The following is a 25,194-nucleotide window of genomic DNA, read 5'->3' on the forward strand; positions in this document are numbered from 1 at the left end:
GTGAGCAATTTTAGCTGGTGCTGATTAATACTTTTACGTAAGGTGAAATGAGCAGTTGTAGCTAGTGCAGGTTATTTATTGTTAGTTGCAAGCTCAGCATGGATCCGGGAGCTAACTCGGGGCGAAGAGTTTTAAAGACATTTATCTCAATGAGTTGAACAATTTATCTATACGAGTAAAATCATATTTGAATCAGATGTTTGCGAATTCTTTCTAAATATCTTTCACAAATAATTTTAAAGCAAATATTTGCAAAAATATCAAAAAACGAAACGGAGTTTATCGATTGTGACCAATTTTTATCAGGACAGCAATTTTAGATTTTTACAAATTCACGATCCGATTTTTTATCAGTTAGCCCATAATGCTGAAGTTGTTTTTGCAACTGATCCAAATACCACATTAATAAAACTACGTCAGTTTGGAGAAGCAATTGCACAAGAAATTGCAGCAGGTGCAGGCATCAGCTTTGATGAACAAACAACACAAAAAGATCTGATTTTTAGAATTTATCGCGACTTAAATTTTGATCCATTGATCAAAGATATTTTTCACCACCTTCGCATTGAAGGTAACAAAGCGGCTCACCGTTTTAAAACAAAACATAAAGAAGCAATGGATGGTTTGCGTGTTGCCCGTCAACTCGCAATTTGGTTCCATAAATCATCAAGTATCTGCTCAGCTAATTTTGAGCCAGGCCCGTTTATTCCTCCTCAAGATCCAAGTAAGCAGCACAGAGCACTACAAAAACAAATTCAGCAACTTCAAGCTGAGCTGACAAATACCCATCAGCAACTTGAGTCAAACCAGCAGCTCACACAATTACTGCAACAAGAAAAAGAAGAATATGCAGTACTCGCTGAGCAAATGGATAAAGAAGCACGACAATATAAATCTTTGTTTGAAAATCAGGACCAAGAGTTAGAAAAGCAGAGAATACAGTTCACAGAAAAACTGACAACCGCTCAAAAACAAGCACACTCTCAAGACGAAGAAGAAAAGAAAGCGACGGCTAAGAAACAAAAAATTTATGCCAAGCAACTTCGTGAAGCGAGTAAAACACTTTATTTAAATGAAGAAGTAACACGCATTGTTATTGACCAACATTTAAATGAAGCTGGGTGGATCACAGATACAGAAACGTTGACCTACAAAAATGGTACTCGCCCAGAAAAAGGCAAAGATATTGCTATAGCAGAATGGCCAACAGAGCATGACGGAAAAAAAGGTTATGCCGACTATGTATTGTTCAGAGGGTTAACTCCTATCGCGGTTGTTGAAGCAAAAAAAGAAAACACCAATGTCGCTGGTAAGCTGCAACAGGCTGAACGCTACGCCAAGGGGTTTAAACAACAGACGTCATTCCTCTTTGCATGGGAACTAGAAGGGAGAACCATAGCATGGCCTGTAGGTGAGCAAGATCATTACCATGTACCTTTTGTTTACTCTTCAAATGGCAGGCCTTTTGTAAAGCAGCTTGCAGAGCAGTCTGGGATCTGGTTTCGCGATGTTAGAGACCACAGTAATATCGCTAGACCACTGGCAAATTTTCATAGCCCTCAAGGCCTTGAAGATAAGCTCACTCGAAGTAAATTAGAGGCACAGCAAAAACTACAAAAAGAGGGCTTTGGTTATTTAAAGCTGCGTGACTATCAAGAAAATGCCATAAAAGGCGTTGAGTCTGCATTGGAGCAAGATGCCAAACAGTGTCTGCTCGCAATGGCAACCGGTACAGGTAAAACCAGAACCATCATTGGTTTGATGTATCGATTTTTAAAAGCAGAACGCTTTAAACGTATTTTATTTTTAGTTGATAGAACATCACTCGGTACGCAAGCAATTGACAGTTTTAATGAAGCGCCATTAGAAGAAAGCAAGCCGCTTTCTAAAATTTACAATATTGCAGAGCTCGGTGATATGGCTTCAGAAGCGGAAACCCGCATTCAAGTGGCAACGGTGCAAGCCATGGTAAAGCGTTTGTTTATGTCTGACACGCCACCACCTATTGATGAGTTCGATTGTATTATTGTTGACGAAGCCCACCGCGGTTATACACTTGACCAAGAAATGACTGAAGGCGAACTAGAAACGCGAGACGCAACCCAATACCTATCAAGTTACCGTCGTGTACTAGATTATTTCGATGCAGTGCGTATTGGCTTAACGGCAACACCAGCCAAACACACAACCGAAATCTTCGGTAAACCGGTTTATACCTATTCGTACAGAGAAGCGGTAGCAGAAGATTGGCTGATAGATCATGAGCCACCAATCCGATATCAAACCAAACTTTCACAAGCTGGTATTAATTTCGCCAAAGGCGAGAAAGTGAGTGCAGTTAACACGGGCACGGGCGAAGTCGAAACAGCAGAGCTAGAAGACGAAGTAAACTTTAAAATCGAAGCATTTAACAAACGCGTGATCAACGAAAACTTTAACCGAGTGATCTGCGAGGAACTGGTAAAAGAGCTAGACCCATTTGGTGAAGAAAAAACCATGATCTTCTGTGTCACCGACAGGCATGCCGATATGGTAAAGCGCTTACTCGATGAATCTTTTAGGGCGATATATAATGGTGATTACAACCAAGCAGCAGTGCTGAAAATTACCGGTCAAACCGATAACGTTGAAAAGGCCATTAGCCGCTTTAAAAACGAAGACTACCCTAATATAGCTATCACTGTAGACTTATTAACCACAGGTATAGACGTACCAAGAATTTGTAATCTCGTGTTTATGCGCCGTGTTCGCTCACGTATTTTGTATGAGCAAATGGTAGGGCGAGCTACGCGTCGCTGCGATGAGATAGGTAAAACTGTATTCCGGATATACGACCCAGTTGATCTATATGCGTCACTTGAAGACGTATCAACCATGAAGCCACTGGTTAAAAACCCAAATATTACGATTGATCAGTTAGTTGAAGAGCTCACCGACGAAGATAAGTTGACCAAAGCACTCGACACACAAGGCGAGAGCAAAGAATCATCCCACGCGGATGATCTACTCGACCAACTGAGTCAAAAGGTGATGCGAATTTTACGTAAAGCCGACAAAAAAGCCCAATCAAGCCAAGATATAAAAGAGAAACTGGAAGAGCTTACTCAATTGTGGGGAACAGAGCCTAAAAAACTGCCGCAACATTTACGTGATTTAGGCCCTAAACAGGCAGTAGAGTTCATTAAAAAAAGCGGCGGCTTATTACCTCAACTTACAGCAGTTAATCATCTGCTTGGTTCTGAGCGTTATCCACTCATCTCAACTCATGAAGATACATTGGAACTTCGTGAGCAAAGCTATGGAAAATATAATCGCCCAGAAGATTACTTAGGTAGTTTCGAGAATTTCATAAAGCATCAAATCAATGAGTCTGCTGCGCTTTCTACAGTGGTTAATAAACCTAAAGACCTAACGCGTGAGCAGCTTAAAGAAGTTCGACTAATGCTAGATGCAGCAGGCTTTGGAGAAAAAACCATTGAAACTGCATGGAAGAACAAAACCAACCAAGATATTGCCGCATCAATAGTCGGTTACATTCGTCAAGCTGCCATTGGCGAAGCATTAATGCCGTTTGAAGAGCGTGTAAAATTGGCAATGCAAAAAATGTTTCAATTACATAACTGGAAACCTGCACAGCGTAAGTGGTTAGAGCGTCTTGGTAAACAGCTTACGCACGAAGTCGTGGTCGATAAACAATTTATCAACCAGCGTTTTGCGTCTCACGGTGGTACAAAAATGTTAAATAAGGTTTTAGATGACCAACTTGATGCCGTGTTAGAAGAAGTGAATGACGCCTTGTGGGTAGAGCAGGCTTAACTAATTTTAACCTGATAAAGCCGGCAAACACCTTATGTTGTCGGCTTTCTAAACAAAAGCATAAATAATGCAGTAAAAACCTCAGTATTTGTAGATCCTCGTTTTTTTTATACATATCATGAGCGCCATACAAGACGAATTAAATCTGGGCTTAACAGCATGGTATACACAGCGAGTGGTCTAAATTGCTGCAAAAAGAAACAAGCCGAGATAAGGGCAATAAATGAATAACAACGACATTGTACAAAAACTCTGGAACTTATGTGACGTATTACGTGACGACGGTATTAATTATTCAGACTATGTTTCTGAGCTGGTATTGCTGCTATTTATTAAAATGGTGCACGAGAATAACGCAGCCGGCATTTTAAACCGTCATCCATTGCCAGAAGGCTGCCGATGGCAAGATTTAAGCAATAAAGATGGACTGGTATTGCTAAACGACTACAAAGCTATATTGTTGGCGCTATCAACGGGTAAACGCACCGTAGCAGATCCTGAAAACCCAGGACAAACCATGGAGGTGATTATTCATGAAGATCCGCTTATTCAAGCCATCTATGCCGATGCACAAACGCGTTTACGCGAGCCGCGCCACTTAAAACAGCTTATTGAAGCCATAGACAAAATCGACTGGTTTAGTGCCACCAAAGACGGCCTAGGCGACTTATACGAAGGATTATTAGAGAAAAACGCGAACGAGACAAAGTCTGGCGCAGGGCAATACTTTACACCCCGTGTACTTATCGACTCTATGGTACGTTGCATTAAACCGCAAGCGGGGGAGGTTATTCAAGACCCAGCCGCAGGTACTGCAGGTTTCTTGATTGCTGCTGATAACTACATTAAAGCGCAAACCGATGACTTGTTTGACTTAAACGAGCAACAGCAACAGTTCCAAAAAACCAAAGCCTATATGGGGGTAGAGTTAGTACCCAATACCCGTCGTTTATCACTTATGAACTGCTTGCTGCACAATATTGAAGGAGACGGCGAAGGCGCGGTGCATTTAGGTAATGCACTTGGCCAAGTGGGGGCTAGTCTAGCAAAATCAGACGTTATTTTAGCAAACCCACCATTTGGTACGTCAAAAGGCGGTGAAGCGTCAATTACCCGTGACGATTTAACCTATCGCACCAGTAACAAACAATTGGCGTTTCTACAGCATATTTACCGTAACTTAAAGCCAGGTGGCCGTGCTGCTGTGGTATTACCTGATAATGTGTTGTTTGAAGCGGGTATAGGCACCGATATTCGCCGTGATTTAATGGAAAAATGTAACCTGCATACTATTTTACGTTTGCCAACAGGCATCTTCTACGCGCAAGGGGTAAAAACCAACGTGCTGTTTTTCACCAAAGGCGCGGCAGACGATCAAACCCAAAAAGAAGGTTGTACCAAAAATGTGTGGGTATATGACCTAAGAACCAATATGCCTTCATTTGGCAAGCGCACTCCGTTTGGCGAAAGCCATCTTCAACCATTTGAAGCTGTCTATGGCGAAGATGCTAACGGCACGTCACCGCGCACAGAAGGTGAGTACAGCTTTGGTGCAGAGGAAATCGCAGTAGATAAAAGCGCCGAAGAAAATAAAGGGATGGATGCAAGCGAGAGAGCGCATGGAAACAAGGAAGCGCAGCAAAAGTTAGCACATTCACGTTGGCGTTGTTTTACTCGAGAATGGATAGCCGATACTAAAGGTGACTCACTCGATATCAGTTGGCTAAAAGACAAAGACAGTGTTGATGCCGCAGATCTTCCAGCACCAGGAGTTTTGGCGAAAGAGGCTAAAGATGGATTGACCAGTGCGCTGGTGGAGTTAGATGAGTTGATTTCTGAGTTGGCCGAGGTCTAATGATGGATAATACCTTGATACCAACTGAATGGGTTATTTGCAAAATATCAGAAATTGCTACTGTTAATCCCAAGAAAATAGAAGCAGATCCTGACGTTACATCTGGTTTTGTTCCTATGTCACATGCCCCAACTGATTATGCCGGACGACTGCAATTTGACGAGAAACCATGGGGTGAAATTAAGAAATCGTATACGAATTTCCAAAATGGAGATGTAATATTTGCAAAAGTTACTCCATGCTTTGAAAATGGAAAAGCTGCTGTTGTAGAGGACTTACCTAACGGTATCGGAGCTGGTAGTTCGGAGTTTTATGTATTGCGAGCAGATGCACCTTATGTTTCTGAGAAATTAATCTATGCACTAATTAAAACGCATGGATTCGCTACCGAAGGTGCTCAAAACATGACTGGAGCCGTAGGTCTTCGCCGAGTACCCAGAAAATTTGTTGAGGACTACGCGTTTCCACTCCCTCCTCTCGCCGAACAAAAAGTCATTGCTGAAAAGCTGGATAAGTTACTAGCGAAAGTCGATAGCATCAAAGCCCGCCTCGACGCTGTCCCCGACACCTTAAAACGCTTCCGCCAATCAGTCCTTGCTGCCGCCGTAAGCGGTAAATTGACAAAGGAGTGGCGTGGTAATTCAAAAAACATTTCTAGTAATTACATTGAGTGGGGGTGGACAGAAATCCCAGATGGTTGGAGAGTTGAAGCATATTGTGAACTTGTCGAGAGTCGCTTAGGTAAAATGCTTGATAAGTCTAAAAATACTGGCTTACCTACTACTTACTTAGGAAACATTAACGTGCGTTGGTTTGAGTTTAATCTAGATAACGTACAAGAAATCTTAGTATCTGAGTCTGAGCGCTCTGAATTGTCATTGCAGCATGATGACGTCCTTATCTGTGAAGGAGGAGAACCTGGACGCTGTGCAATTTGGAAGCAGGAAACAAATGAGCCAATAGTTTTTCAAAAGGCACTTCATAGAGCAAGAGTTGGAGGGAAGATTTCACCTACATGGCTCGTGTATAACTTAAAGAATGATGCTGACAATTTAATGTTATCCCAATTGTTCACTGGGACAACTATCAAACATTTAACAGGTAAGGCGTTAAAAAAATATCCAATCAGAGTTCCTTCTTTGGAAGAACAAACCGAAATCGTCCGCCGCGTAGAAAAGCTCTTCGCTTACGCCGACAAAGTCGAAGCTGAAGTCAACGCCGCCCAAGATCGAGTCAACAAACTCACTCAATCGATCCTCGCCAAAGCTTTCCGTGGTGAGCTCACCGCCAAATGGCGCGAGCTAAACCCTGAGATCATCAGTGGCGAAAACTCAGCAGAAGCCTTGCTCGAAAAGATAAAAGCTGAGCGAGAAAAGCTAAAACCTAAAAAGAAAGCACGAGCAAGGAAAAAAGCATGACAGATATTTTAAGTATATATTTTTAATAAACGTTATAGTTATACAAGCTGAAAGCAGCAGTAAATATTCCAGTATGTAACAGGGAAAATTTGCTCGACCAGACAGAGGCCTTTTTGAACACTGAGAATACAGTGGGGTGATGGGTAAAGCCTTGGGATTGCGCGCCAAACCGACCAAGTGGCGTGTTGTTCCGTACTAAGTTTGCCAGTTTAAATCACAACTCTACAGGGGTTTTAGACGTATTAGCTAACTGTTGGGACACTCCCACCTGTCGTTACCCGCAAAAAACGATACGTGGTTATGGCAGGAGGGAGTGAGTTTTTACAATAGACAGAATACTGGTGATATGAAGACAATGTCAGCAATTGGGTTGTTAAACTTGGGCATAACCTAAACATGGTGCTGCTTCAGACTCAGCATGCAGTGATGTTAGAGGATTCGATACGCGCCTTGTGCCCATGTTGTTTGATTCAGGCATTGGTATATACATAGATTCAAATAAATACAAAACACAAATTGGGCAAAAATAAGCAGCTGTTTTCACTGCTATTTTTATTGTGTTGGTGATCCTTCCTAGCTTGTTGCGCTAGCACTTGGTTCGCCTAGTAGAAGGCCATACGATGTTAACTGACAGTGCGTGTTTATTTTTTGATATGAGCATAAAACAACTACGAGAAAACCTTGCAACTATGTATCTTACCATTGGCACAAAATGGTATGCTTAAAGCCATAAGTTTATCCATATAATCAAATGGTTGAATAGTGAGAAATGTGATGCTCACCCAACAAAACACCTCTATATTGTGCCCGACAAATGATTTGGAGGCACATAGTATTATCGAGCTAGCAAAGTTACATGGCTTTACTATTTTCGAAGGCCCCAGCTTTTGGGGGGCCACGCTTGCAGATGCATTAGCTGAAATCGATTTAAATACGTGTAAGCCTAACTTGTTGGCCATCGAGCTCCCCGATTTAGATGGGGAAGCGCAGCAATATTTGGACCAAACAGGTATTGTGCTGCATACCTTAGATCATCATCAATATCCACAAAGTGATGCGCGGCATACTCTGTCTGCCATTGAGCAGTTTGCCGCTTTGTTTTCATTGCTCTTATCGGATTATGAGCAGTTGGTTGCGGCGAATGACAAAGGGTTTATCCCCGGATTGTTGGCAGCAGGAGCGAGTTACCAACAAATGCGACAAATTCGTGATGATGAAGCGCGTGTAAGAGGCGTTGCGCAAGAAAGAGCGCAGGCTTTTACGTGGCTTAACACTGCTTTGAGCTCTGCAACATCCATTGATGACGTCGTGTATTTAGCGTGTCCAGCAGATTACGTCAGAGTGATGAGTGAAGTTGCACAGTTTCCGACACAAGCCGCTTATGAACAAGCGCTCAGTTCTGGTACTGAGCTCAAATTGCGCCAGGTTGTGATTCAATATCAAAAACAAAACACAACGACGCAAATAGAGGTGCTGGCAAATAAAAACAGAAACGCATTCAGTGAATTAGTCGCCAATTGGCCTTATTCATCGCTGCAAAGCTGGTTCGGCGGCCAGGCCCCAAACTATTTTTTTGGCGCCTCAGCAAAAAAAGACGCTACGGCGTGCTCGCATCAGTTTGATGAACTTTACGATCAAATAAAACACATTTTAAAATAAGAATTATCAAGCGCATGGAAGTAAACTCAATTTTAAATCATAACGAGTACTTTGTAGACCTAGAAGACGTCGCAGTGGTGACGCGTTATAACCCTCTACCAAAAAATCATTCGATTTTGCAACATATTGAAACTCAGTCACAGTTGCAAAATGCACTCTGTCAGAAACCTTTGTTTTGGGCACAGATGAGTGTACATGATGCCGGTTTTACCATTGTAGAAGCTGTTTATTTTTGTCGTGATAAACGTAAAGCTGCTCAACTAACGCAGTTTGTAGAGCAGTATCCTCAATATACCGTTGAAAACGTAGAAGTTGCTGGCCAGATATTTCAGGCATTACTTATGCCCAAAGGCACTGTCACAAAGCAATCTGTCAGTGAATTTTTTAATGTGTTTTTTGAATTTTCGAGACCGCTACATAAATATCGTGCCACTTTTTATTACCCGTTTGATTTGGAAGGGGATACGGTTTTAAAGCACAAGCTTGATGCAAAGCTCAGTGATGATAACAAGCGCAAAGTATCGCTTAGCCGAGGAGATTTAAATATATCAGCGCCTCGGTATACATTTCATAGCATCGGGACAGATCAAGATAAATGGAGTCAGGAAGACAATACAGAGGTTCAAACATTTCTTTATTATAACCCTGAAGCGCAAGCGTGCTTTTTTGGTGAAAAGCCCGACTCAAATAATAGCGTTAATACGTTTGAAGAATACCGACTTAAGCTTGATAACTGTTTTTTGGGCATTGATACGCCAGAAAAAAAACAAGCTAGATTGCAACGCCAACAAAGTAGAGCAAAGCAAAATGCGATGTACGAGCATGACGACGTCGCACCTGAACAGGTACAAGCTTTGACACAGAATGATCACTCACCATGTGCGCGAATATTCGAGCTCGCATTGGTGCGCCACCCAATTTCTCGCGGCAGCTTTTTAATGGCAATTAACGCAGAATATTCGCCGCCTCAAGACGTTTTCAAACATGCTGTGTCAGTTTTGCGCACAATACAAAAACAACAAAAGCAATGCTTATATAAAGGCACGATTACTGATGATATATGGTGGTGGTGTATTTTGCTGGCGCCTTATGATGAGTCGCTAAAAACGAGCTTAAAGCAAATGCAGCTCGGTCGTTGGCTAAACTTTAGTAATAAAGCGCGTATCTTATACCCGACGTTTGTTGAGCAAAAAGAAGAAGAAAAAATAGATTGCTTAGTGTTATTTTTAAACAATGTCGAACATTTAACCTATGATTGCTCAAAACCAAAAGGGCTGACCAGCTTAAATCAACAGCAGGATAATCGACAACCTATTTCACGTTACGTGATGCGCCTTTTGTCTTTGTTTTTTACTCAGCAAAATACCCCAAAAGAGCAAGATAATATCATTAAAAAGCTAGACCCACTGAGTCATAATCAGCATGACTCTCGTCTTTATTTAAATGCGACGTATGGGTTATGTGGTGGTTATCCACAATCTCAGCTTGGCGAAGAGGTACTGGCACAAATCACGAGTTTAGCAACCATGGTCGATGTGCAAAAGAATCGCTTTGATTTTTATCCGACTGGCTACGCGTACAATAAAGAGTTTGTCACAAACTTAATAGACTCACAGGCTTATCGACGCTGGAAAGGCATCGGTTCTGAAACCGGTTTTAATGAGAGTGGGACAGTGACAGTGGGGTTTGGGGCTTATGCGTCAGATCATATTTTTCCGCATTGGCATACAATTTATCGACACTTTTTTAATTACGCACTTTTGACTCGCGAAGCTTTGACGTGTTTTAAACGAGCAATGAATCAGGCAACAGATAAATTAGCAGGCGAAAATACCAGTACCAAGCCGGAGAACAATTATCGTGAGATACGTCGTAACTTTGTTTTATTTATGAATCGGTACTGGTTTAAACATTTAAGCCATGAACAGCAAGGTTTGGAAATCTTTTCAAAACTCTATACGGCAAAATCACTTGATATGCATTTTAATCTTGTCAAAGAGCAAGTCTCTTTTGCTGATGATTATATGGAGAGTTGGCGTAACATATATTTTGTTAATAAAGCAGACCATACAGGTCAAGTGGCGACGTTGTTGGCGCTACTCGCTATTGCATCCGCATGGCCAAGTGACTTGCCTGTATTTAGCTCGGATATTTTCAGCCGCTTTTTGCTGGTCGTTCTGATAGGCTTTTTTATTTTGCTTGGAGTGAAAACCAAATTGTTTTCGGCAATTTATGGCTTGCTCGATTTTGCAAGTTTACCAAGGTCGTTGTATCAGTACGCGTATCATAAAATATCTTCTATGCCTTTCATTCGACACTTTTTTAGCAAAGGCGAAAAAGAATTGGTTCAGCATTATGAAACACATTGGGATGACAGATTAGCGCAAGCCATTAAGCAAACCCATCCGTCCCAAGGCATGTCGACTTTAGCGTCAAAGCCGCTACTCAAATACGCGTTGATCAGAGTTCAAGCTATTCATATGAATGTTCATCAAAATATGACTGCTCGTCATGCAGTTTTGAGTCTTGCATCAAAGCTCAGTGAGTTAGAAGCGCTCTCGCTTGAGCATACACAGGGCATTTACCGCGTTGACAATAACTTGGTGCACGAGCTGGCTGAGCGTATTGAGCGGGCGCTGCAACATGAGTATAAAGGCATTCAATTTGTAGTTAATCACATTGAGGGGGTAACTAATGATAACTTTATTGAGTCAAAGCAGGCCTTGCTCAAGGCGGGGCAGAGTCGGGGGGAGCTGTTAAGTATTGAAATGTGTACCCACTCAAATGAGTCGGTGAATCTCGATGGCACGCGAGGATATTGCCAACAGCAAGCCTTTTATGAGGCCGAATTAAGCGATTATGCGAAACTTGCCAAGCTTAATAACCCTAAGTTTGTTAAGCGTTATTATGCAAATGGCTTTGATCAAATCAGTAATGACCAAGGTTTTGTAAACCTAGATAGCAAACTGGCTTACCTTTACTTTTCTGGCAATCAATTGTCTAAAATTAAGCAGGAATATGTACAAACAGCGGATGATCTGTTGCACTTTGAAAAGCATATTCGTCAACTCAAGGGTGAGTTGTTACATAAGTTGCTGTCGTATTTAGAAAGCAATGAAGACGCTGTTTTTACAGACATGATTAAGGATCATAAGGGAAATAAGGCTATTTTACGTATTAAGCTTGAAACCTTACTGTGGGGCAATGAGCAAACGTTGTTTGTACTTCCGGCCTCTCAAGGTTTTAAAGTGTTGGCTAAATTAATGGCGTGGACTAAAGGCTGGTCTATTAGTAAAAAAAGCACTGAAGCAAATGGCTCGCCGGTGACAACCACTTACCCGCTAACTCAGGTCTTTTCTTTGGTATTCTGTCACCACGATGCACCAGCAAGCTTAATACAGCAACATGCAATCAACCTAACTAAAAGCGTTAATTATGATGGTACAAATAATGGCTATAGAGTGGCTGTGTTAGAGCAAGGTGATTTGGCGTGTTTAGAGGCGCATGACAATATTACTTGTTATTTCGGTGATAAGGCGGCGTATATGAAGAGTATCGTTCCAGCAAGTTTGAAAATGATGGACCTATGTAATTTAGGGAGTGAGTTGCGTCATTTTGTTGTTAAAGACACGATTGAAAATCTTGCTTCTAATCATGAAAGTATGGCTGCTTTACTCGTGGCTGAGCAGCAATTTGCATTTACTGCTGGTATCGATAGCACTCAGTTACACGCATTTATGTCATTGGCCAGTAAGGTGTTGATGGGAGATGAAATCGCTTTTGAATCGAGTTTGTCTCAGCGCCAAAGTATGTGGTTATTGCTCGTTGAATTTTGGGATTACATTAGACTTGAATATCAGCATGAAACACTAAGTTCAGCATCAACAACACAGATTCATAGCGTGAGCCATTAACGTCTGAGTTATTTAACCGTGTTGTGTAATAACAGCACGGTCATTGCGATGTATGGACCTTTGACACACTCTAACAGCAAGATAAAAAAGTAGCGCTCACCATCAAGGGATTAAGGCCTAGTTATTTTTTTTCCCCACCCGATAAACATAAAGGTACTTATAATCATCATACAGACCCAAAGGTACTTTGCTGAATCATGTTGGTGTTCTTTTTTATGCATATAAGATTCAAATCGATATAGAACAGTCCCGTTATTTTCCATGTAAGTAATTTGGTTCCAACCTTGTGTAATTTTTAGGTTCAATCTGTCGCCAACCCGAATGTAATCTTTGAGTTTTGTACAAGTATTTGAAGGTATAACTTCGTGTAGCGAGATCCTGAGCTTACGAGGTGCACCTTGAAGTAATAGGTTGATAGTACCTGCTGAACCATAACGTGAGCTTCCCTTTTTAGGGTTACTGCAGGTAAGTTCTGTGACGGTGCTTGATATACGGTGATATTTTTGTTGAAGAACAGATTTTCTCTCAAAGCTATCAAGCGAAAAGGTAAACTTAAATAAAGCGAACATAAATAAACTGGCTGCAAAGATGAGCTTGGCTCGCCTCACAATAATGTGAGCGTTACCATTAATCTTGTCTTCTAATGATGGTCTTGCCAAAAATGCTTCCAGATTTATTTAATAAAAGGCAGAAAATAAGAACTACGAATTTTTGCATTTATTAATGTAAATGTGAAGATGAAATGAGAAAAGGCAATAAAACAATTTGGTACGACCGAGTGGATTCGAACCACCGACCCCTACCATGTCAAGGTAGTGCTCTAACCAACTGAGCTACGGTCGTACTATAGATATGAGTTACTTAACAAGGTTAAGTTGGTACGACCGAGTGGATTCGAACCACCGACCCCCACCATGTCAAGGTGGTGCTCTAACCAACTGAGCTACGGTCGTACTATAGAGATTGACTTAATTTAGTTAAAGTTGGTACGACCGAGTGGATTCGAACCACCGACCCCTACCATGTCAAGGTAGTGCTCTAACCAACTGAGCTACGGTCGTATCATATAAGTGTTTTAAAACTTAACTAAATTAAGTTGGTACGACCGAGTGGATTCGAACCACCGACCCCCACCATGTCAAGGTGGTGCTCTAACCAACTGAGCTACGGTCGTACAATGTGCCATGTTTCTTGGCAACGGCGGCTAATATATAGTGCTCTGCGAAATGGATCAAGTATCTTTGCTAAATTTTTGTTTGTCTGCGGTTTTTTCGATCACAACGGACTAACTTTGCACACTTTGTAGAAGTTTTGCCACCAAAAAACGTGCTCCTTCGCTGATTGCTTTAACTCAACCAATAAAGGGGTGATGACATTAGGGTAGTCTTGTTGGCCAAATTTATGTGAGAAAGTCTCAAAGTGGGGCTCCACATCATGCAAACGTTTCACCAGTTGTGATTGATACGCTTGAATATCCTGAATGTAGAACTTTTGAAATACATTGTTGAGTACTTGAGCGCGCTTTTTGTTTTTCCCAGCAGGACAGACTTTATTCTCTAAATCTAACGAGTTGAGCCACGTGGTGGTTGCCTGATTCCAAGCAATTTGGGATCGGGTACTGGTGATCAGGCTTTGCACATAATTATTGTTATTCAGCTTCTCTAGGGCGTCTGTCAGCATCTCGCCATCGGCTTTGTTTGGTTCACTTAAGCTATCTATTAAGCTGCTTAGCGTATTTAGCGCTTCCAAGGCATGAATTTCCCCTTGGCTAGTCTCACGCTGCACTTCACTGAAGGTCAGTGTATAAAACTGATTCAATTCTTTTTCATGGGAAAACACGTAAGCCAGCATAGGGTAGAGCTGCCCAAGCTTCTCCTGTCTTGCAAGGTTTAAGGCTTGTTGCACATCTTGTGGTGTTCTGTCGTCGTCAATACATGCTTGCGCATAGCGTATAAAGTTAAGGTTGTATTTGAATTGTTCGCTTGGCTTAGCGAGCTTGCCTAATTGATTGTTATGATTGGCAATGTGTGTAGAAACCCGGCAGTGGCCGAGTCCGGCAAGATCTATAACGGAGATGGAGTAGCTGGCTTTTGGTTTGTCGAAGGCTGAGTATGACAGCACACTCAGCGATCCGATAGATAACCCGTCGGTATTGAACACCTTGCCAAGGCGTTTTGTATACGTTTGGTTTGTGTCACTGGGTGCTGGTGTGCACCCAAACAAAACCGTGCTAAGTGCTAAGAGCAGCAGTTTGCATTTCAACGAGTTTTCTCCTCACAAAATATATCAGTAGCACAGCAGCCACTGTGAGACCAACAATGATACCAACCCAAAAGCCAGTCGGTCCCATGGCTGGTACTATTAGGTCTGTTTTTGCTAATACGTATCCAAGCGTAAAGCCGATTACCCAGTATGAGATAAAGGTTACCCCAGTAATAGGTTTGGTGTATCTTAGGCCACGTAAAACGCCATTTGCAGAGACTTGCAGTGCATCAGGTAACTGATAAACACAGGCGAGTATAATTATACTCGATGCGAGCATGGCAACTTCTTTTTCTTGTGTGTAAAGCCAACTGATGTCATGTCTGATCAGATAGGTGCCTAAAGCGACAATGGCTGCAACACCAACGGCCAGTATAAAGCTGGTGTAGGTTGCGTTGACCAATCGTTCAATGTTGTTTTGTCCGCTGATATTGCCAATCCTAATACCGATAGCCATCGATAAACTAAGCGGCAACATAAACAAGATCATGGTTACACTCGCAGCAACCTGATGCCCAGATACGGCAACGGCACCTAAATCAGCAATAAACAATGGGATACACGCAAATAGTGTCACTTCAAAAAAAGTAGCAAATGAGATAGGCAATCCGAGTTTGGCGATCTGCAATATGGTTTCTTTGTGCGGCTTCATAAAATCACTGATCAGCCATTTGCCTTTTAACTCTTTGCTTTTCAGGCTGTAGCAAATTTGTGCAATGGCCATGGTCCAAATAACAATGCTGGTGGCAACACCACATCCGGCACCGCCTAAGGCAGGCATGCCTAACTTGCCATAAATAAAGATGTAGTTGGCGATAACATTTATCCCCAAACCGAGTAAGCCGATATAAAAAGCAACTTTAGTATTGCCCATACCCTCGGTGACATTTCGGTACACAGAGAAGACTAAAAACGCAACGAGACCATATTTAACATAATCGATATAATCTTGTGCCATTTGGGCAATTTCAGGGCTTGCACCGGTACTGGCAAATAAATAGGGGGTGAAATAACTGGCAATAAACCCTAATGAAGATAGCATCAATGCCAAGTATAAACCTTGTTGAAAATATCGTTTTATACTGTCTTCATCATTGGCGCCGACGCTATGGGCAACCATACTGGTAAGCGCTAATAAAATAGCCTGTAAAGAAAACATCAAGGGGTTGAGTGCGCCAGTTGCAATTGAGAGCGCAGCCAAGTCGTTTGGACTCACTTGTCCTGCCATCATGGTATCGACAACAGACATCATCACGAGAGTCACTTGGGCTAATAGAACGGGTGTGGCAAGTCTAATTAACTTTTTGGCTTCCCAGAGTTCAAACTTCATCTTAAAACTCAGTATTTCTAAAAAAAGGCATTCTATTGAAGTTTGTCATTTTTATCTACGAAATAAGTGTGTAAATATGTTTCGACGGAGCAGGGCATCAGGTAGAATGGCGGCATAATTTTTACCTCGGAAAAAACATGTTTACTGGAATTGTTCAAACTCAAGCGTCTGTGGTTAGCGCATCATTAAATGATGGCGTTATGCGTTTAGTCTTATCTGTTGGCAACGAGCATTTACAGCAACTTACCATTGGTGCCAGTATCGCAGTGAATGGCTGCTGTCTAACCGTCGTGCAATTTGAGGCTAGTCAGTCTGATGTGGTTGGTCAAGTTAGCTTTGACGTCATTGATGAGTCATTAAAGTTAACCAACTTAGGCTTACTTAAATGTGGTGATAAAGTAAATTTTGAACGCTCTGTCACTTTTGGCACAGAGCTAGGTGGGCATATAGTCTCTGGGCATATCCATGATATGGCGATTGTAGATAGCGTGATTAAAACAGCGGACAATGTAAAAATAAAATTGCTGTTAGATGCTAACTGGTCAAAATATGTTTTTTATAAAGGTTTTATATCTGTTAATGGCGCGAGCTTAACTGTCGGCGAAGTGGACGAGCAAGGCTTTTGGTTACATTTAATTCCTGAAACGCTTTCGATCACCAATATCGGCAAGATTCAATCAGGTGATAAGCTCAACATTGAGGTCGATCAGCAAACCTACACTATCGTCAACACGGTTGAGCATTATTTGCGTAAAAACACCTTAAGCCCAATGGGCTAAAAAATTTGCTCGTCGTCACTGTCAATTCGTAATTCCAATTTGTTGATTGCTTCGTCTATGTGCATGTTCAAATGAATTGGATTGCAACATGCGGCGCAATCTTCATAAAAATCTTGGTCGCCCTCACTGATATCTAAATCAACAAAAATATGATGACCACAGTGGGGGCAGCTGATCCTTTGGTTATACAGCTGCTTCATAATATGGCTCCAACAACCGCCTTGAATTCCATTATTAACTATAGCAGTTTTTGCAATTATTACCGCGCGATGACAGCTATTTTAAGATGAGCTCAATTTGCTGTTTGGATTGGGTGAGGTAGTCACCAGCAAAGACATTTGCATGGCAAAGCAAGCTATATAATTGATAAATCGGCTTTCTCTGTTGGTAGCCTTTGTCTATCGGGTATGCTTCTTCATATCCTCTATAAAACGCGTCGGGCAGTTGTGCAAATAGCTCACTATTTGCAATATCTACCTCTCTATCGCCGTAGTAACAGGCTGGGCAATATACGCTTGGTTTATCGTTGGAAAAAGCAATGTTACCGCGCCAGAAAAATCCATGTAACAATGAGGGTTGAACAGGGTGATTTACTAGCGGCTTGATGTACTCGATAAAATAATCTATCTCTACGAGCTCTATGCCTTTTTCATGTAGTAATTGCAATTGCCAAGCGATCCGCTCTTCGGCAAAAAACACAGACCACTTTTTATGCCATTGATTAGGCTGGGCTAAGCCTAAAATATAGTTATCTTGCTCAAAGCCAAACATTTCCTGTTCGTGCCTGCTGTGCATTTTGGCAAGCGTTTGACCGCATAAATACCAGTCCTCTTTATCTGGTTGAGAAGGCAGCCATTCATAAACGCTGAAGCAATATTCAAGGCTTGACCCTATGGTGATGGGATCGGCGACCAAAAAATCACTGTCTCTGGTGAGTAATGCATGATTATCGGCTTCACACTCATAGCGTTCTAACGCACTGATATGGTCCACTTTTACTAAAAAGCGGTGCCTGTCGTTTTCAATTTGGTAGTTTTTCGACTTGTGGTTGCTGGGTAGCTGTGTTTTGCGAGTAAATTCAAAATTGTCGTGAATCGCTTCACTAATGTACTGGTTTACTAGGTTCCACATAGTCAGCCCGGTGGGGTGTGAGCACTTTATCTAACTATGATCGATTTTTGCTATAACACAAATACTTGAGTGCAAATTTAAATCGAATAGAATAGCCACAGTTTTGAAATGTTTTGGATGTTCACATTGAATAAAAGTGTTATCACAAACCTGATTGCGGCTGCATTGGTCGCGTTTGGTTATGCTTTAGATCACGATTTAGTTTTTACCATGGGCTTGTTTGCCCTCTCTGGTGCCGTCACCAATTGGCTTGCGGTTCATATGTTATTTGAAAAAGTACCCGGTCTATATGGTTCTGGTGTTATAACAATAAAATTTAAAGAGTTTAAAATTGCCATTAAAGAGCTCATATTAGATGAGTTTTTCAATCAAGATAAGCTCAAAAGCTTCGCCGAAAAAAATCAAATCGACATAGACTTAAACCCAGTCATTGAGCATGCAGACTTATCGATTGCTTTTAATAAGTTGGTGCAAGTTATCGAAGGCTCACAGTTTGGTGCAATGCTAGCCATGGTGGGTGGCAAAGAGGCCATCGAGCCAATGCGCGATACTTTTACTGAAAAAATGAAAGAAGCCTTGCGTGAAATGAGTGAACAGCCAGAGTTCAAAGATAAAATCTCTGGGGTGTTAACCAATGGGCAGTCTTTAGACTCGATCCGCACAGCCATTGAACATGCCGTTGATGAAAGGCTAAATGAGTTAACCCCTGTAATGGTGAAAAACATAGTTCAAAACATGATCCACACACATCTGGGCTGGTTGGTTGTGTGGGGCGGTGTATTTGGCGGTGCTTTTGGTTTATTAGCAAGCGTTTTATAACTCAGTCAATACGGTGTGCATTACTTGTATTTAATGCACACCATCTGCTCACCCATTATTTAGAGCCCGATAAAACAACGGGCATTGTGGGTTCTACTTTTGCAATGTCTTTAATCGAAGTTTTGGTTTCTAAGTCAATTTTCATAAACTTGGCATTGCGAATAAGGCTATAAGTTTGCGCGAATTCATCTAAACTCATGTCATTACATTCTAGTTTACTGGTGATACGTGTTTTCGCGGATTGTTGTCCGCGCATTGCTGCCAACATTACATGTGGGCGGTCAGATGCGAATGCCATACAAAGTTCGGTTGCATGACTGTTGTCTGCGGCAACAAATTCAACAGCATGTGCGTTTGACATAGATACTAGCGCAGTTAGTGCAGCAGTTAAAAATACTTTCATCGTTGTTCTCCAAGCAGGTCGTTAAGTGCGATTCCTCTAGAGTATTGGCCTGAACGGCATAAAATGCTGTAAGGGAAGATTGTACGAATGTAAGGAATTATGTATTTGTATTATTGCAACTGTAAGTCCATCTAACTTAAATGAAAAAACACCTCATACTTGTTTCATAACCGCCGAAAAAAATTACAAATAAAATTTGGTTAACAGTTCAATATCGATATGTTTTAACGCTTTTAGCGACTTTTCCTATTTTTATTAAAACCTATTTCAAAAGTATGTATAAGTGTGTCCAAGTGTGTATGTTATTTGCTCATAAAACAGAAAGGGCGTGCCTGTTTGTTATACAATATTGCAATTTCTCACGTAATTTATCGTAATTTATGGCATTTTGAGGTTTTTACATCGAAATTTTTGTGAAATTTCGCTACAGTCTCTTTGATAACTACAGTCACAAAAACTACAGAGACGAAAATATGAATATGTTCAAACCCTCTGTGATCGTGCTTGCTCTAAGCACCGCTCTTTTAGGATGCCAGCAAGACACTGGTCCTCAAAAAGATAAAGTCACAATCGAGAAAAATCCATATCCAAGCACTTACCAGCCTCATTCAACGACAAGTACATTAATTACTAATGCGACAGTGTTAACGGGCACGGGTGAAAGAATCAACGACGCTGATGTTTACATTGTTGATGGTAAAATTAGCCAAGTAGGCAAAGACTTATCAGTGAATGCTGATACAACAATTGACGCTGCTGGCAAATGGGTAACACCTGGTATTATCGATAATCATTCACACTTGGGTGCTTATCCAAACCCTGGTGTTGAGTCTCACCAAGATGGTAATGAAATGATCCACCCTAATACTGCACAAGTATGGGTTGAGCATTCAGTATGGCCTCAAGATCCTGGTTTTAACCGTGCACGTGAAGGCGGCATTACGTCATTACAAATTTTACCAGGCTCTGCAAACTTATTTGGTGGACGAGCAGTAACGCTTAAAAACGTACCATCAGAAACTATGCAAGGCATGAAGTTCCCTGAAGCCCCATACGGTCTGAAAATGGCGTGTGGTGAAAACCCTAAACGCGTATACGGCGGTCAAGGTGTTGCACCAAAAACACGTATGGGTAACATGGCAGGCTACCGTGAAGCTTGGATTGAAGCGACAGAATATAAGCGTGCTTGGGAACAGTACGATGCAGAATATGCTGCGGGCTTAAACCCAGATGCACCACATCGTGATATTAAGCTGGATACGCTACGCGGCGTACTTGACGGCGAAATCTTAATTCATAACCACTGTTACAAAGCTGAAGAAATGGCCATGATGATTGACCTTTCTAAAGAGTTTAGTTATCACGCAGGTACGTTCCACCACGGTATTGAAGCATACAAAATTGCAGACTTACTAGGTGAGAATGGTAACTGTGCTGCACTTTGGCCAGATTGGTGGGGCTTTAAGATGGAAGCATATGACATGTCACTTGAAAATGTCGCCATTGTTGATGCAGCCAAAAACTCTTGTGCAGTTATCCACTCTGACTCTGATACAACCATTCAGCGTTTGAATCATGAAGCTGCAAAAGTGATGTATTCAGCAAATGAAGTTGGTTTTGATATCAAAGAAGAGCATGCAATTAAGTGGATCACTTACAACGCTGCAAAATCACTGGGCATTGAAGATTTGACAGGTTCAATTGCAACTGGCAAACAAGCGGATGTTGTTATTTGGGACCAAAGTCCATTTAGCGTGTATTCAAAAGCTGAAAAAGTATTTATTGATGGCGCAAAAGTATATGACCGCCATGATAGTAAGTACCAAGCAGTTAGTGATTTTATGTTAGGTCAGCGCTAGGGGAGCCACAATGAACAAGTTTAAATTATCTATTCTAACTGGTGCATTACTGAGCTCATCAGCGGTATTTGCGCAAGTAACAGCGATTACAAATGCGACTGTACACACGCAAACACAGCAAGGTGTACTAGAAAACGCAACAGTACTGATTGAAAATGGCAAAATTACAGCCCTAAATCCGAAGTCATTTAACGCTGATGTGACTGTTGATGCACAAGGCAAAGTGTTGACACCAGGCCTTATCGGTACGATGAACCACTTAGGTTTGGTTGAAGTCGGTGCGGTTTCACGTTCTGTTGATGCGTACGACAAATCAGGTTTAGAGTTTGATCCAAGCACGGCGTTTAATCCGCGCTCTAGCTTGATCCCTTACGCAAGAAAAGGCGGCGTGACGCAAAACTTGAGCATTCCATCATTACCTTGGGGTGAAAGTGGTGTGTTTATGGGTCTTGGCTTTGTTGCTGATCTATCAGGTGAGTTTGGTAGTGTTACAGACCGTAAAACTGCGCTTATCGTAGACTTAGGTGCAGCAAGTGGTGATGGCTCTCGTGCAGCAGCTGTTCAAGCGTTTGCTAAAAAGCTATCTGAGCAAAAGAAAAAGCTAACAGCGAAAAAAGACAAAAAAGCAGATAAAGATCCTTCATCTGAAGAAAAACTATTGATTGACGTATTAAATGGCAAGCTGCCAGTCGTCGCGTCAGCATCACGTGCTTCACAACTACTTGAGCTAATTAAACTAAAAGAAGAGTTTGGGCTAAACCTTGTCATTTACGGTGCAGATGATGCTGTATTGGTAAAAGAAGAGTTGGCGAAAGCAAAAGTACCAGTGATCGTGAGCGCGGTATCTAACCTACCAACTGGTTTTGATGCACTACATGCACATTTAGGTAATGCGGGTACACTTGAAAAAGCAGGTGTTAAAGTCATTTTAAATGTTGCAGGTGACGGCAGTCACAATGTTTATCAGATGCGCTTCAATGCTGGTATTGCAGTAGCAAATGGTATGTCACATGACGGTGCTTTAAAAGCGATGACAGTAAATGTTGCTGATACGTTTGGTATCGAAGGCGGTAAGATTGCTAAAGGTGAACGTGCTGACGTTGTACTTTGGACAGCTGATCCGTTCGAGTTCAATACGCGTGTTGACACTATTTGGATTAATGGTGAGCAAGTAACTACAGAGTCTCGTCATGACAAATTGACAGATCGTTACACCAAAGATTCATCGATGCCACGTGGCTATACAAAGTAAATTTGTAAATAATGAATAGAGGCGCCTATTGGCGCCTTTTTTATTGGCGCGTCATTGAGCGATTGCTTTCACTTTTACATGCTGTCAGATGAAATGCGAATCTACATTTGGTTTTATAGCATTTGGACAAGTAGTGGGGCTGAAATAGAAAAAGAAGTGCGAGGCACTTCTTTTGAGGTTTTAGAAGTATGGATTACTTATATACAGTGTAATCTACTTCAAGGTTGATATCGTTTTCACCTGAAACAACCCACACTTGTGTGCGTTGAATTTGACCTACAGGGCTGTGGCACGTAACAACTTGTCTGAACGCTGGGCCAGAGTAATCGTATACTGCGTTTTCAAGGCCATAATGGTTAGTGTGGAATAGCGGCGTGCTATCGTAACCATTGAATACACGTGAAGTGAAGCCGTCATTCATGGTTGCTGTACAGTAAGTATCTTCATTTTTGTTATCAATGTGCAGTGATGATGTATAGCTTACTTGCTCGTACCAACCGCGACCGCCACAGTGTGAGCTTGCACCTGTACAGTCAGGCATTTTATATTCGCCAACACCAACTAAGTTAGTATCCCATGTAATCACAGGTAATGCTGAGAATTTGTGATATACCTTGAACTGCTCACCTTCGATGTTTTGACAGTTTAATGCAAGTACACGATTACGTTTTACTTGCTCATCAGAGAAGCCACCATTGAAGTGAACTGTATCAACACGCGCAGCACCTGGACCTGCAGTACCGAACTGCACAGAGCCGTATGTTTGACCTGTTACTTCGTCAAAAATTGTACCTGTCGTACATTCTGAACCAGACTCTCTGAAATAAATCCACGCTTCATAGCTACGTGCACTTAAAGAGTCAGTGACGATACGGTCAACAGCGCCATTTGCGTATACTGTTGTTCTGTTATAACCATCTAAGTCTTGCACAACTGTTTGAGCAAATGCAGAAGTAGCTAGTAAGCCAGATGTAAGCGCTGCGAGTAATTTAAGTTTCATTGGTAACTCCATTATATTTTACAGGATGTATTTTTCCTGATTGGTTGCCTGACGCAGATGTATTCCCTAATTGGATTTGTTCATCTTGAATATAAATTTATTCATGCGTCGAATTCTTTGTTATCAGCAAAAGTTGATATCTACAGCATTTAAAATGCTGTCATTTGCCAACGTCAGATTGAGAAAGAAGCTAGCTATTAGCTGGGCTCTAAAATCTTGGCTTCTTAACTTCAACCGTTGCTGATTGCTAAATAAGCTAGCGACTAAATTTTGGTGTGTAAACCCCTTGGGAACAGGTGTCATCTGATGATTATTTTCATATGTGAAATTTGAAACTCACGAAATTTTTATCTATAAATTATTTATTATAATGTATTTTATATTCCAATAATGTGGTTTTTGACTATTATGAAAGTGTTTTTGTTGGGTGTAACCAATTAAAAGATATAGGTATAAATGTATTCCCGCTTCTTAGGCATCTAGAGTTGAAGTGCGCTGAATTTTATTCAAACTAATGTGGCGTGTTTAATAATTGTGCTATTGCAAAAAAGCGGTTTATGAATATGGAATTTTTTGCTTGTTAAAATGTGCTGATTGATGCGAAAAATTAACTTATAAAAATTTAAAAAATAAATTTAAATTTGATCTACGTCTACTTTTAACGTCAACAGACTTTAAAAAACAGGGTTGTTATCGTAATTTTAGCCGGATCAGCTGACGAATATATAGCGAGGCTTAAAGCTTTTCAGAGCAACGGGTTTAGATCTGCTAGAAATAAATTTAAGGGTGATTCTATTATGTGCACCTAGTGTATTTTGCTAATGTTAATGACACGCATTTAAATTATTAGTAAAGTGAACTATGTGAGTCACAATAGGAAATGAGCTGTTTCAGGTGCTTAATTTGAAAACCTGTCACTAGACGCTACATTAAACACAGGTTAGTGGGTGACTTTTAGAAGTAAAGAATGTTGAGGTTTTAAAGTGTGTTGGTAGATGTTTTACAAATTGGTTATTTATCAAGTGTTGTTATTGTTTTTTTGATTACGGTTTCTTTGATATCGATACAGCAAGGTTTACCTAAGTTTCAACGGCTTGAGCTTGCATTGTGTTGGCTTATGGTTTTATCACCTGCAGTGGAGTTTATGAGTTTGCAGGAGTTTGAGATCCCCTGGTTTGCAATCGCATTTATCCACGCATCCCCATTACTACTAGGGCCTTTAATTGAGCGCTACAAGCAAGCTTTAACGAATACATATACAGGTTTTTGGCGAACACTTCCTCACTTTTTACCCTTTGTTTTGTTTTTCTCATATCGATTAGTCGATGACGTTGGAGTAACACCTGCAGTAGGAGCCCTGTATCTAACTCAGATCCTTTTTTATCAAGCCAATGTAGTCAGAGCTTGCTTGTCGGATAAATCGTTTTTGCTTTCTCTGAAAGATGCAAAGTATGGGCTTATTCCTCATAGGTTATTGATTGCATTTTATTTTGTCTTCTCATTGGCTGGTATAGTGCAAATGGTTGGGTATTTGTTTAACTTTGAGCAAGTCTGGTTACTACTGCACATGACAAATACGTTCGTGTTTATCTATGTCGTGCTTTTGTGTAGAGGATATATCAATTTATTGCTTAAAAAGTTAGAAAACCTCAATAAGTCCTCTTGCTAGAACAATTAAAGTACTAAAGCTATTCGCC

Annotated in this window: 17 protein-coding genes and 4 tRNA genes; 10 read left to right on the forward strand and 11 right to left on the reverse strand. The window is 41.2% G+C overall.

What is annotated here, in order from left to right; translation table 11 throughout:
• The first annotated feature begins 288 nt into the window (after positions 1-288).
• The 5 genes from hsdR (at position 289) to N477_RS20760 (ending at position 12,662) form a co-directional block, all read left to right on the forward strand.
• Positions 289-3,816: a type I restriction-modification system endonuclease gene (hsdR, locus tag N477_RS20740; protein WP_063361168.1), complete on the forward strand. Its 3,528-nt coding sequence runs from the start codon at positions 289-291 to the stop codon at positions 3,814-3,816.
• 223 nt (positions 3,817-4,039) lie between these two features.
• Positions 4,040-5,671, forward strand: a complete 1,632-nt coding sequence (locus N477_RS20745; RefSeq protein WP_063361169.1) for an N-6 DNA methylase — start codon at positions 4,040-4,042, stop codon at positions 5,669-5,671.
• Positions 5,671-7,089 carry a restriction endonuclease subunit S gene (locus N477_RS20750; RefSeq protein WP_196760671.1) on the forward strand — a complete coding sequence of 473 codons (1,419 nt, stop codon included), beginning with the start codon at positions 5,671-5,673 and terminating at the stop codon, positions 7,087-7,089. The genes N477_RS20745 and N477_RS20750 overlap by 1 nt, the downstream gene beginning before the upstream one ends.
• Positions 7,090-7,851: 762 nt before the next feature.
• Entirely contained in the window at positions 7,852-8,748 is an 897-nt protein-coding gene (locus N477_RS20755; RefSeq protein WP_196760672.1) for a hypothetical protein, read from the forward strand.
• Positions 8,749-8,762: 14 nt separating this feature from the next.
• Positions 8,763-12,662 (forward strand): hypothetical protein, encoded by a 3,900-nt coding sequence (locus tag N477_RS20760; RefSeq protein WP_063361171.1) that lies wholly within the window; start codon positions 8,763-8,765, stop codon positions 12,660-12,662.
• Positions 12,663-12,772: 110 nt separating this feature from the next.
• On the opposite strand, the gene N477_RS20765 is transcribed toward N477_RS20760, so the two are convergent.
• The 7 genes from N477_RS20765 to N477_RS20795 all read right to left on the reverse strand — a co-directional run bounded on the left by N477_RS20765 (position 12,773) and on the right by N477_RS20795 (position 16,254).
• Complete coding sequence (locus N477_RS20765; RefSeq protein ID WP_063361172.1) at positions 12,773-13,321, reverse strand: hypothetical protein; 549 nt, start codon at positions 13,319-13,321, stop codon at positions 12,773-12,775.
• Positions 13,322-13,428: 107 nt separating this feature from the next.
• Positions 13,429-13,505 (reverse strand) — tRNA-Val (locus N477_RS20770).
• A 33-nt stretch (positions 13,506-13,538) separates the two neighbouring features.
• Positions 13,539-13,615: transfer RNA gene (locus N477_RS20775), tRNA-Val, on the reverse strand.
• Between the two features lie 31 nt (positions 13,616-13,646).
• Positions 13,647-13,723, reverse strand: a tRNA-Val gene (locus N477_RS20780).
• 36 nt (positions 13,724-13,759) lie between these two features.
• A tRNA-Val gene (locus N477_RS20785) sits at positions 13,760-13,836 on the reverse strand.
• A gap of 101 nt (positions 13,837-13,937) precedes the next feature.
• Positions 13,938-14,924, reverse strand: coding sequence for a DUF3080 family protein (locus tag N477_RS20790; RefSeq protein ID WP_063361173.1), 987 nt, complete (start codon positions 14,922-14,924; stop codon positions 13,938-13,940).
• Positions 14,893-16,254, reverse strand: coding sequence for an MATE family efflux transporter (locus tag N477_RS20795; protein WP_063361174.1), 1,362 nt, complete (start codon positions 16,252-16,254; stop codon positions 14,893-14,895). Before N477_RS20795 ends, N477_RS20790 begins: the two co-directional genes overlap by 32 nt.
• A 137-nt stretch (positions 16,255-16,391) precedes the next feature.
• Here N477_RS20795 and N477_RS20800 point away from each other — a divergent pair, with 137 nt between their 5' ends.
• Positions 16,392-17,033 (forward strand): riboflavin synthase, encoded by a 642-nt coding sequence (locus N477_RS20800; RefSeq protein WP_063361175.1) that lies wholly within the window; start codon positions 16,392-16,394, stop codon positions 17,031-17,033.
• On the opposite strand, the gene N477_RS20805 is transcribed toward N477_RS20800, so the two are convergent.
• On the reverse strand, positions 17,030-17,233 hold the full coding sequence (locus tag N477_RS20805) for a CPXCG motif-containing cysteine-rich protein (RefSeq protein ID WP_023399951.1): 204 nt from the start codon (positions 17,231-17,233) through the stop codon (positions 17,030-17,032). The genes N477_RS20800 and N477_RS20805 overlap by 4 nt on opposite strands.
• Before the next feature lie 76 nt (positions 17,234-17,309).
• Positions 17,310-18,164: a fructosamine kinase family protein gene (locus N477_RS20810; protein WP_063361176.1), complete on the reverse strand. Its 855-nt coding sequence runs from the start codon at positions 18,162-18,164 to the stop codon at positions 17,310-17,312.
• A gap of 126 nt (positions 18,165-18,290) precedes the next feature.
• Between N477_RS20810 and N477_RS20815 the strand changes: the two genes are divergently transcribed.
• On the forward strand, positions 18,291-18,983 hold the full coding sequence (locus N477_RS20815) for a hypothetical protein (protein WP_063361204.1): 693 nt from the start codon (positions 18,291-18,293) through the stop codon (positions 18,981-18,983).
• Positions 18,984-19,038: 55 nt separating this feature from the next.
• Here N477_RS20815 and N477_RS20820 read toward each other — a convergent pair whose 3' ends face one another.
• Positions 19,039-19,386 carry a DUF3718 domain-containing protein gene (locus N477_RS20820; RefSeq protein WP_063361177.1) on the reverse strand — a complete coding sequence of 116 codons (348 nt, stop codon included), beginning with the start codon at positions 19,384-19,386 and terminating at the stop codon, positions 19,039-19,041.
• A gap of 473 nt (positions 19,387-19,859) precedes the next feature.
• Here N477_RS20820 and N477_RS20825 point away from each other — a divergent pair, with 473 nt between their 5' ends.
• Both N477_RS20825 and N477_RS20830 read left to right on the forward strand, forming a co-directional pair.
• The gene (locus N477_RS20825) at positions 19,860-21,245 is read left to right on the forward strand and encodes an amidohydrolase (RefSeq protein ID WP_063361178.1); all 1,386 of its coding nucleotides are present in this window, start codon (positions 19,860-19,862) and stop codon (positions 21,243-21,245) included.
• A 10-nt stretch (positions 21,246-21,255) separates the two neighbouring features.
• Positions 21,256-22,497 carry an amidohydrolase family protein gene (locus N477_RS20830; RefSeq protein ID WP_063361179.1) on the forward strand — a complete coding sequence of 414 codons (1,242 nt, stop codon included), beginning with the start codon at positions 21,256-21,258 and terminating at the stop codon, positions 22,495-22,497.
• Between the two features lie 193 nt (positions 22,498-22,690).
• Here N477_RS20830 and N477_RS20835 read toward each other — a convergent pair whose 3' ends face one another.
• Positions 22,691-23,497: a hypothetical protein gene (locus N477_RS20835; protein ID WP_063361180.1), complete on the reverse strand. Its 807-nt coding sequence runs from the start codon at positions 23,495-23,497 to the stop codon at positions 22,691-22,693.
• Positions 23,498-24,482: 985 nt separating this feature from the next.
• Here N477_RS20835 and N477_RS20840 point away from each other — a divergent pair.
• Positions 24,483-25,166: a hypothetical protein gene (locus N477_RS20840; protein WP_063361181.1), complete on the forward strand. Its 684-nt coding sequence runs from the start codon at positions 24,483-24,485 to the stop codon at positions 25,164-25,166.
• Positions 25,167-25,194 lie beyond the last annotated feature (28 nt).

This window comes from Pseudoalteromonas luteoviolacea H33-S (assembly GCF_001625695.1).
Lineage (GTDB): Bacteria > Pseudomonadota > Gammaproteobacteria > Enterobacterales > Alteromonadaceae > Pseudoalteromonas > Pseudoalteromonas luteoviolacea_B.

Bases quoted from the DNA above. Each gene is read 5' to 3' on its own strand.
- N477_RS20830 (WP_063361179.1), top strand. From the start codon at position 21,256: ATGAACAAGTTTAAATTATCTATTCTAACTGGTGCATTACTGAGCTCA.
- N477_RS20835 (WP_063361180.1), bottom strand. From the start codon at position 23,497: ATGAAACTTAAATTACTCGCAGCGCTTACATCTGGCTTACTAGCTACT.
- N477_RS20820 (WP_063361177.1), bottom strand. From the start codon at position 19,386: ATGAAAGTATTTTTAACTGCTGCACTAACTGCGCTAGTATCTATGTCA.
- N477_RS20805 (WP_023399951.1), bottom strand. From the start codon at position 17,233: ATGAAGCAGCTGTATAACCAAAGGATCAGCTGCCCCCACTGTGGTCAT.
- N477_RS20800 (WP_063361175.1), top strand. From the start codon at position 16,392: ATGTTTACTGGAATTGTTCAAACTCAAGCGTCTGTGGTTAGCGCATCA.
- N477_RS20750 (WP_196760671.1), top strand. From the start codon at position 5,671: ATGATGGATAATACCTTGATACCAACTGAATGGGTTATTTGCAAAATA.
- N477_RS20745 (WP_063361169.1), top strand. From the start codon at position 4,040: ATGAATAACAACGACATTGTACAAAAACTCTGGAACTTATGTGACGTA.
- N477_RS20760 (WP_063361171.1), top strand. From the start codon at position 8,763: ATGGAAGTAAACTCAATTTTAAATCATAACGAGTACTTTGTAGACCTA.
- N477_RS20795 (WP_063361174.1), bottom strand. From the start codon at position 16,254: ATGAAGTTTGAACTCTGGGAAGCCAAAAAGTTAATTAGACTTGCCACA.
- N477_RS20810 (WP_063361176.1), bottom strand. From the start codon at position 18,164: ATGTGGAACCTAGTAAACCAGTACATTAGTGAAGCGATTCACGACAAT.
- N477_RS20825 (WP_063361178.1), top strand. From the start codon at position 19,860: ATGAATATGTTCAAACCCTCTGTGATCGTGCTTGCTCTAAGCACCGCT.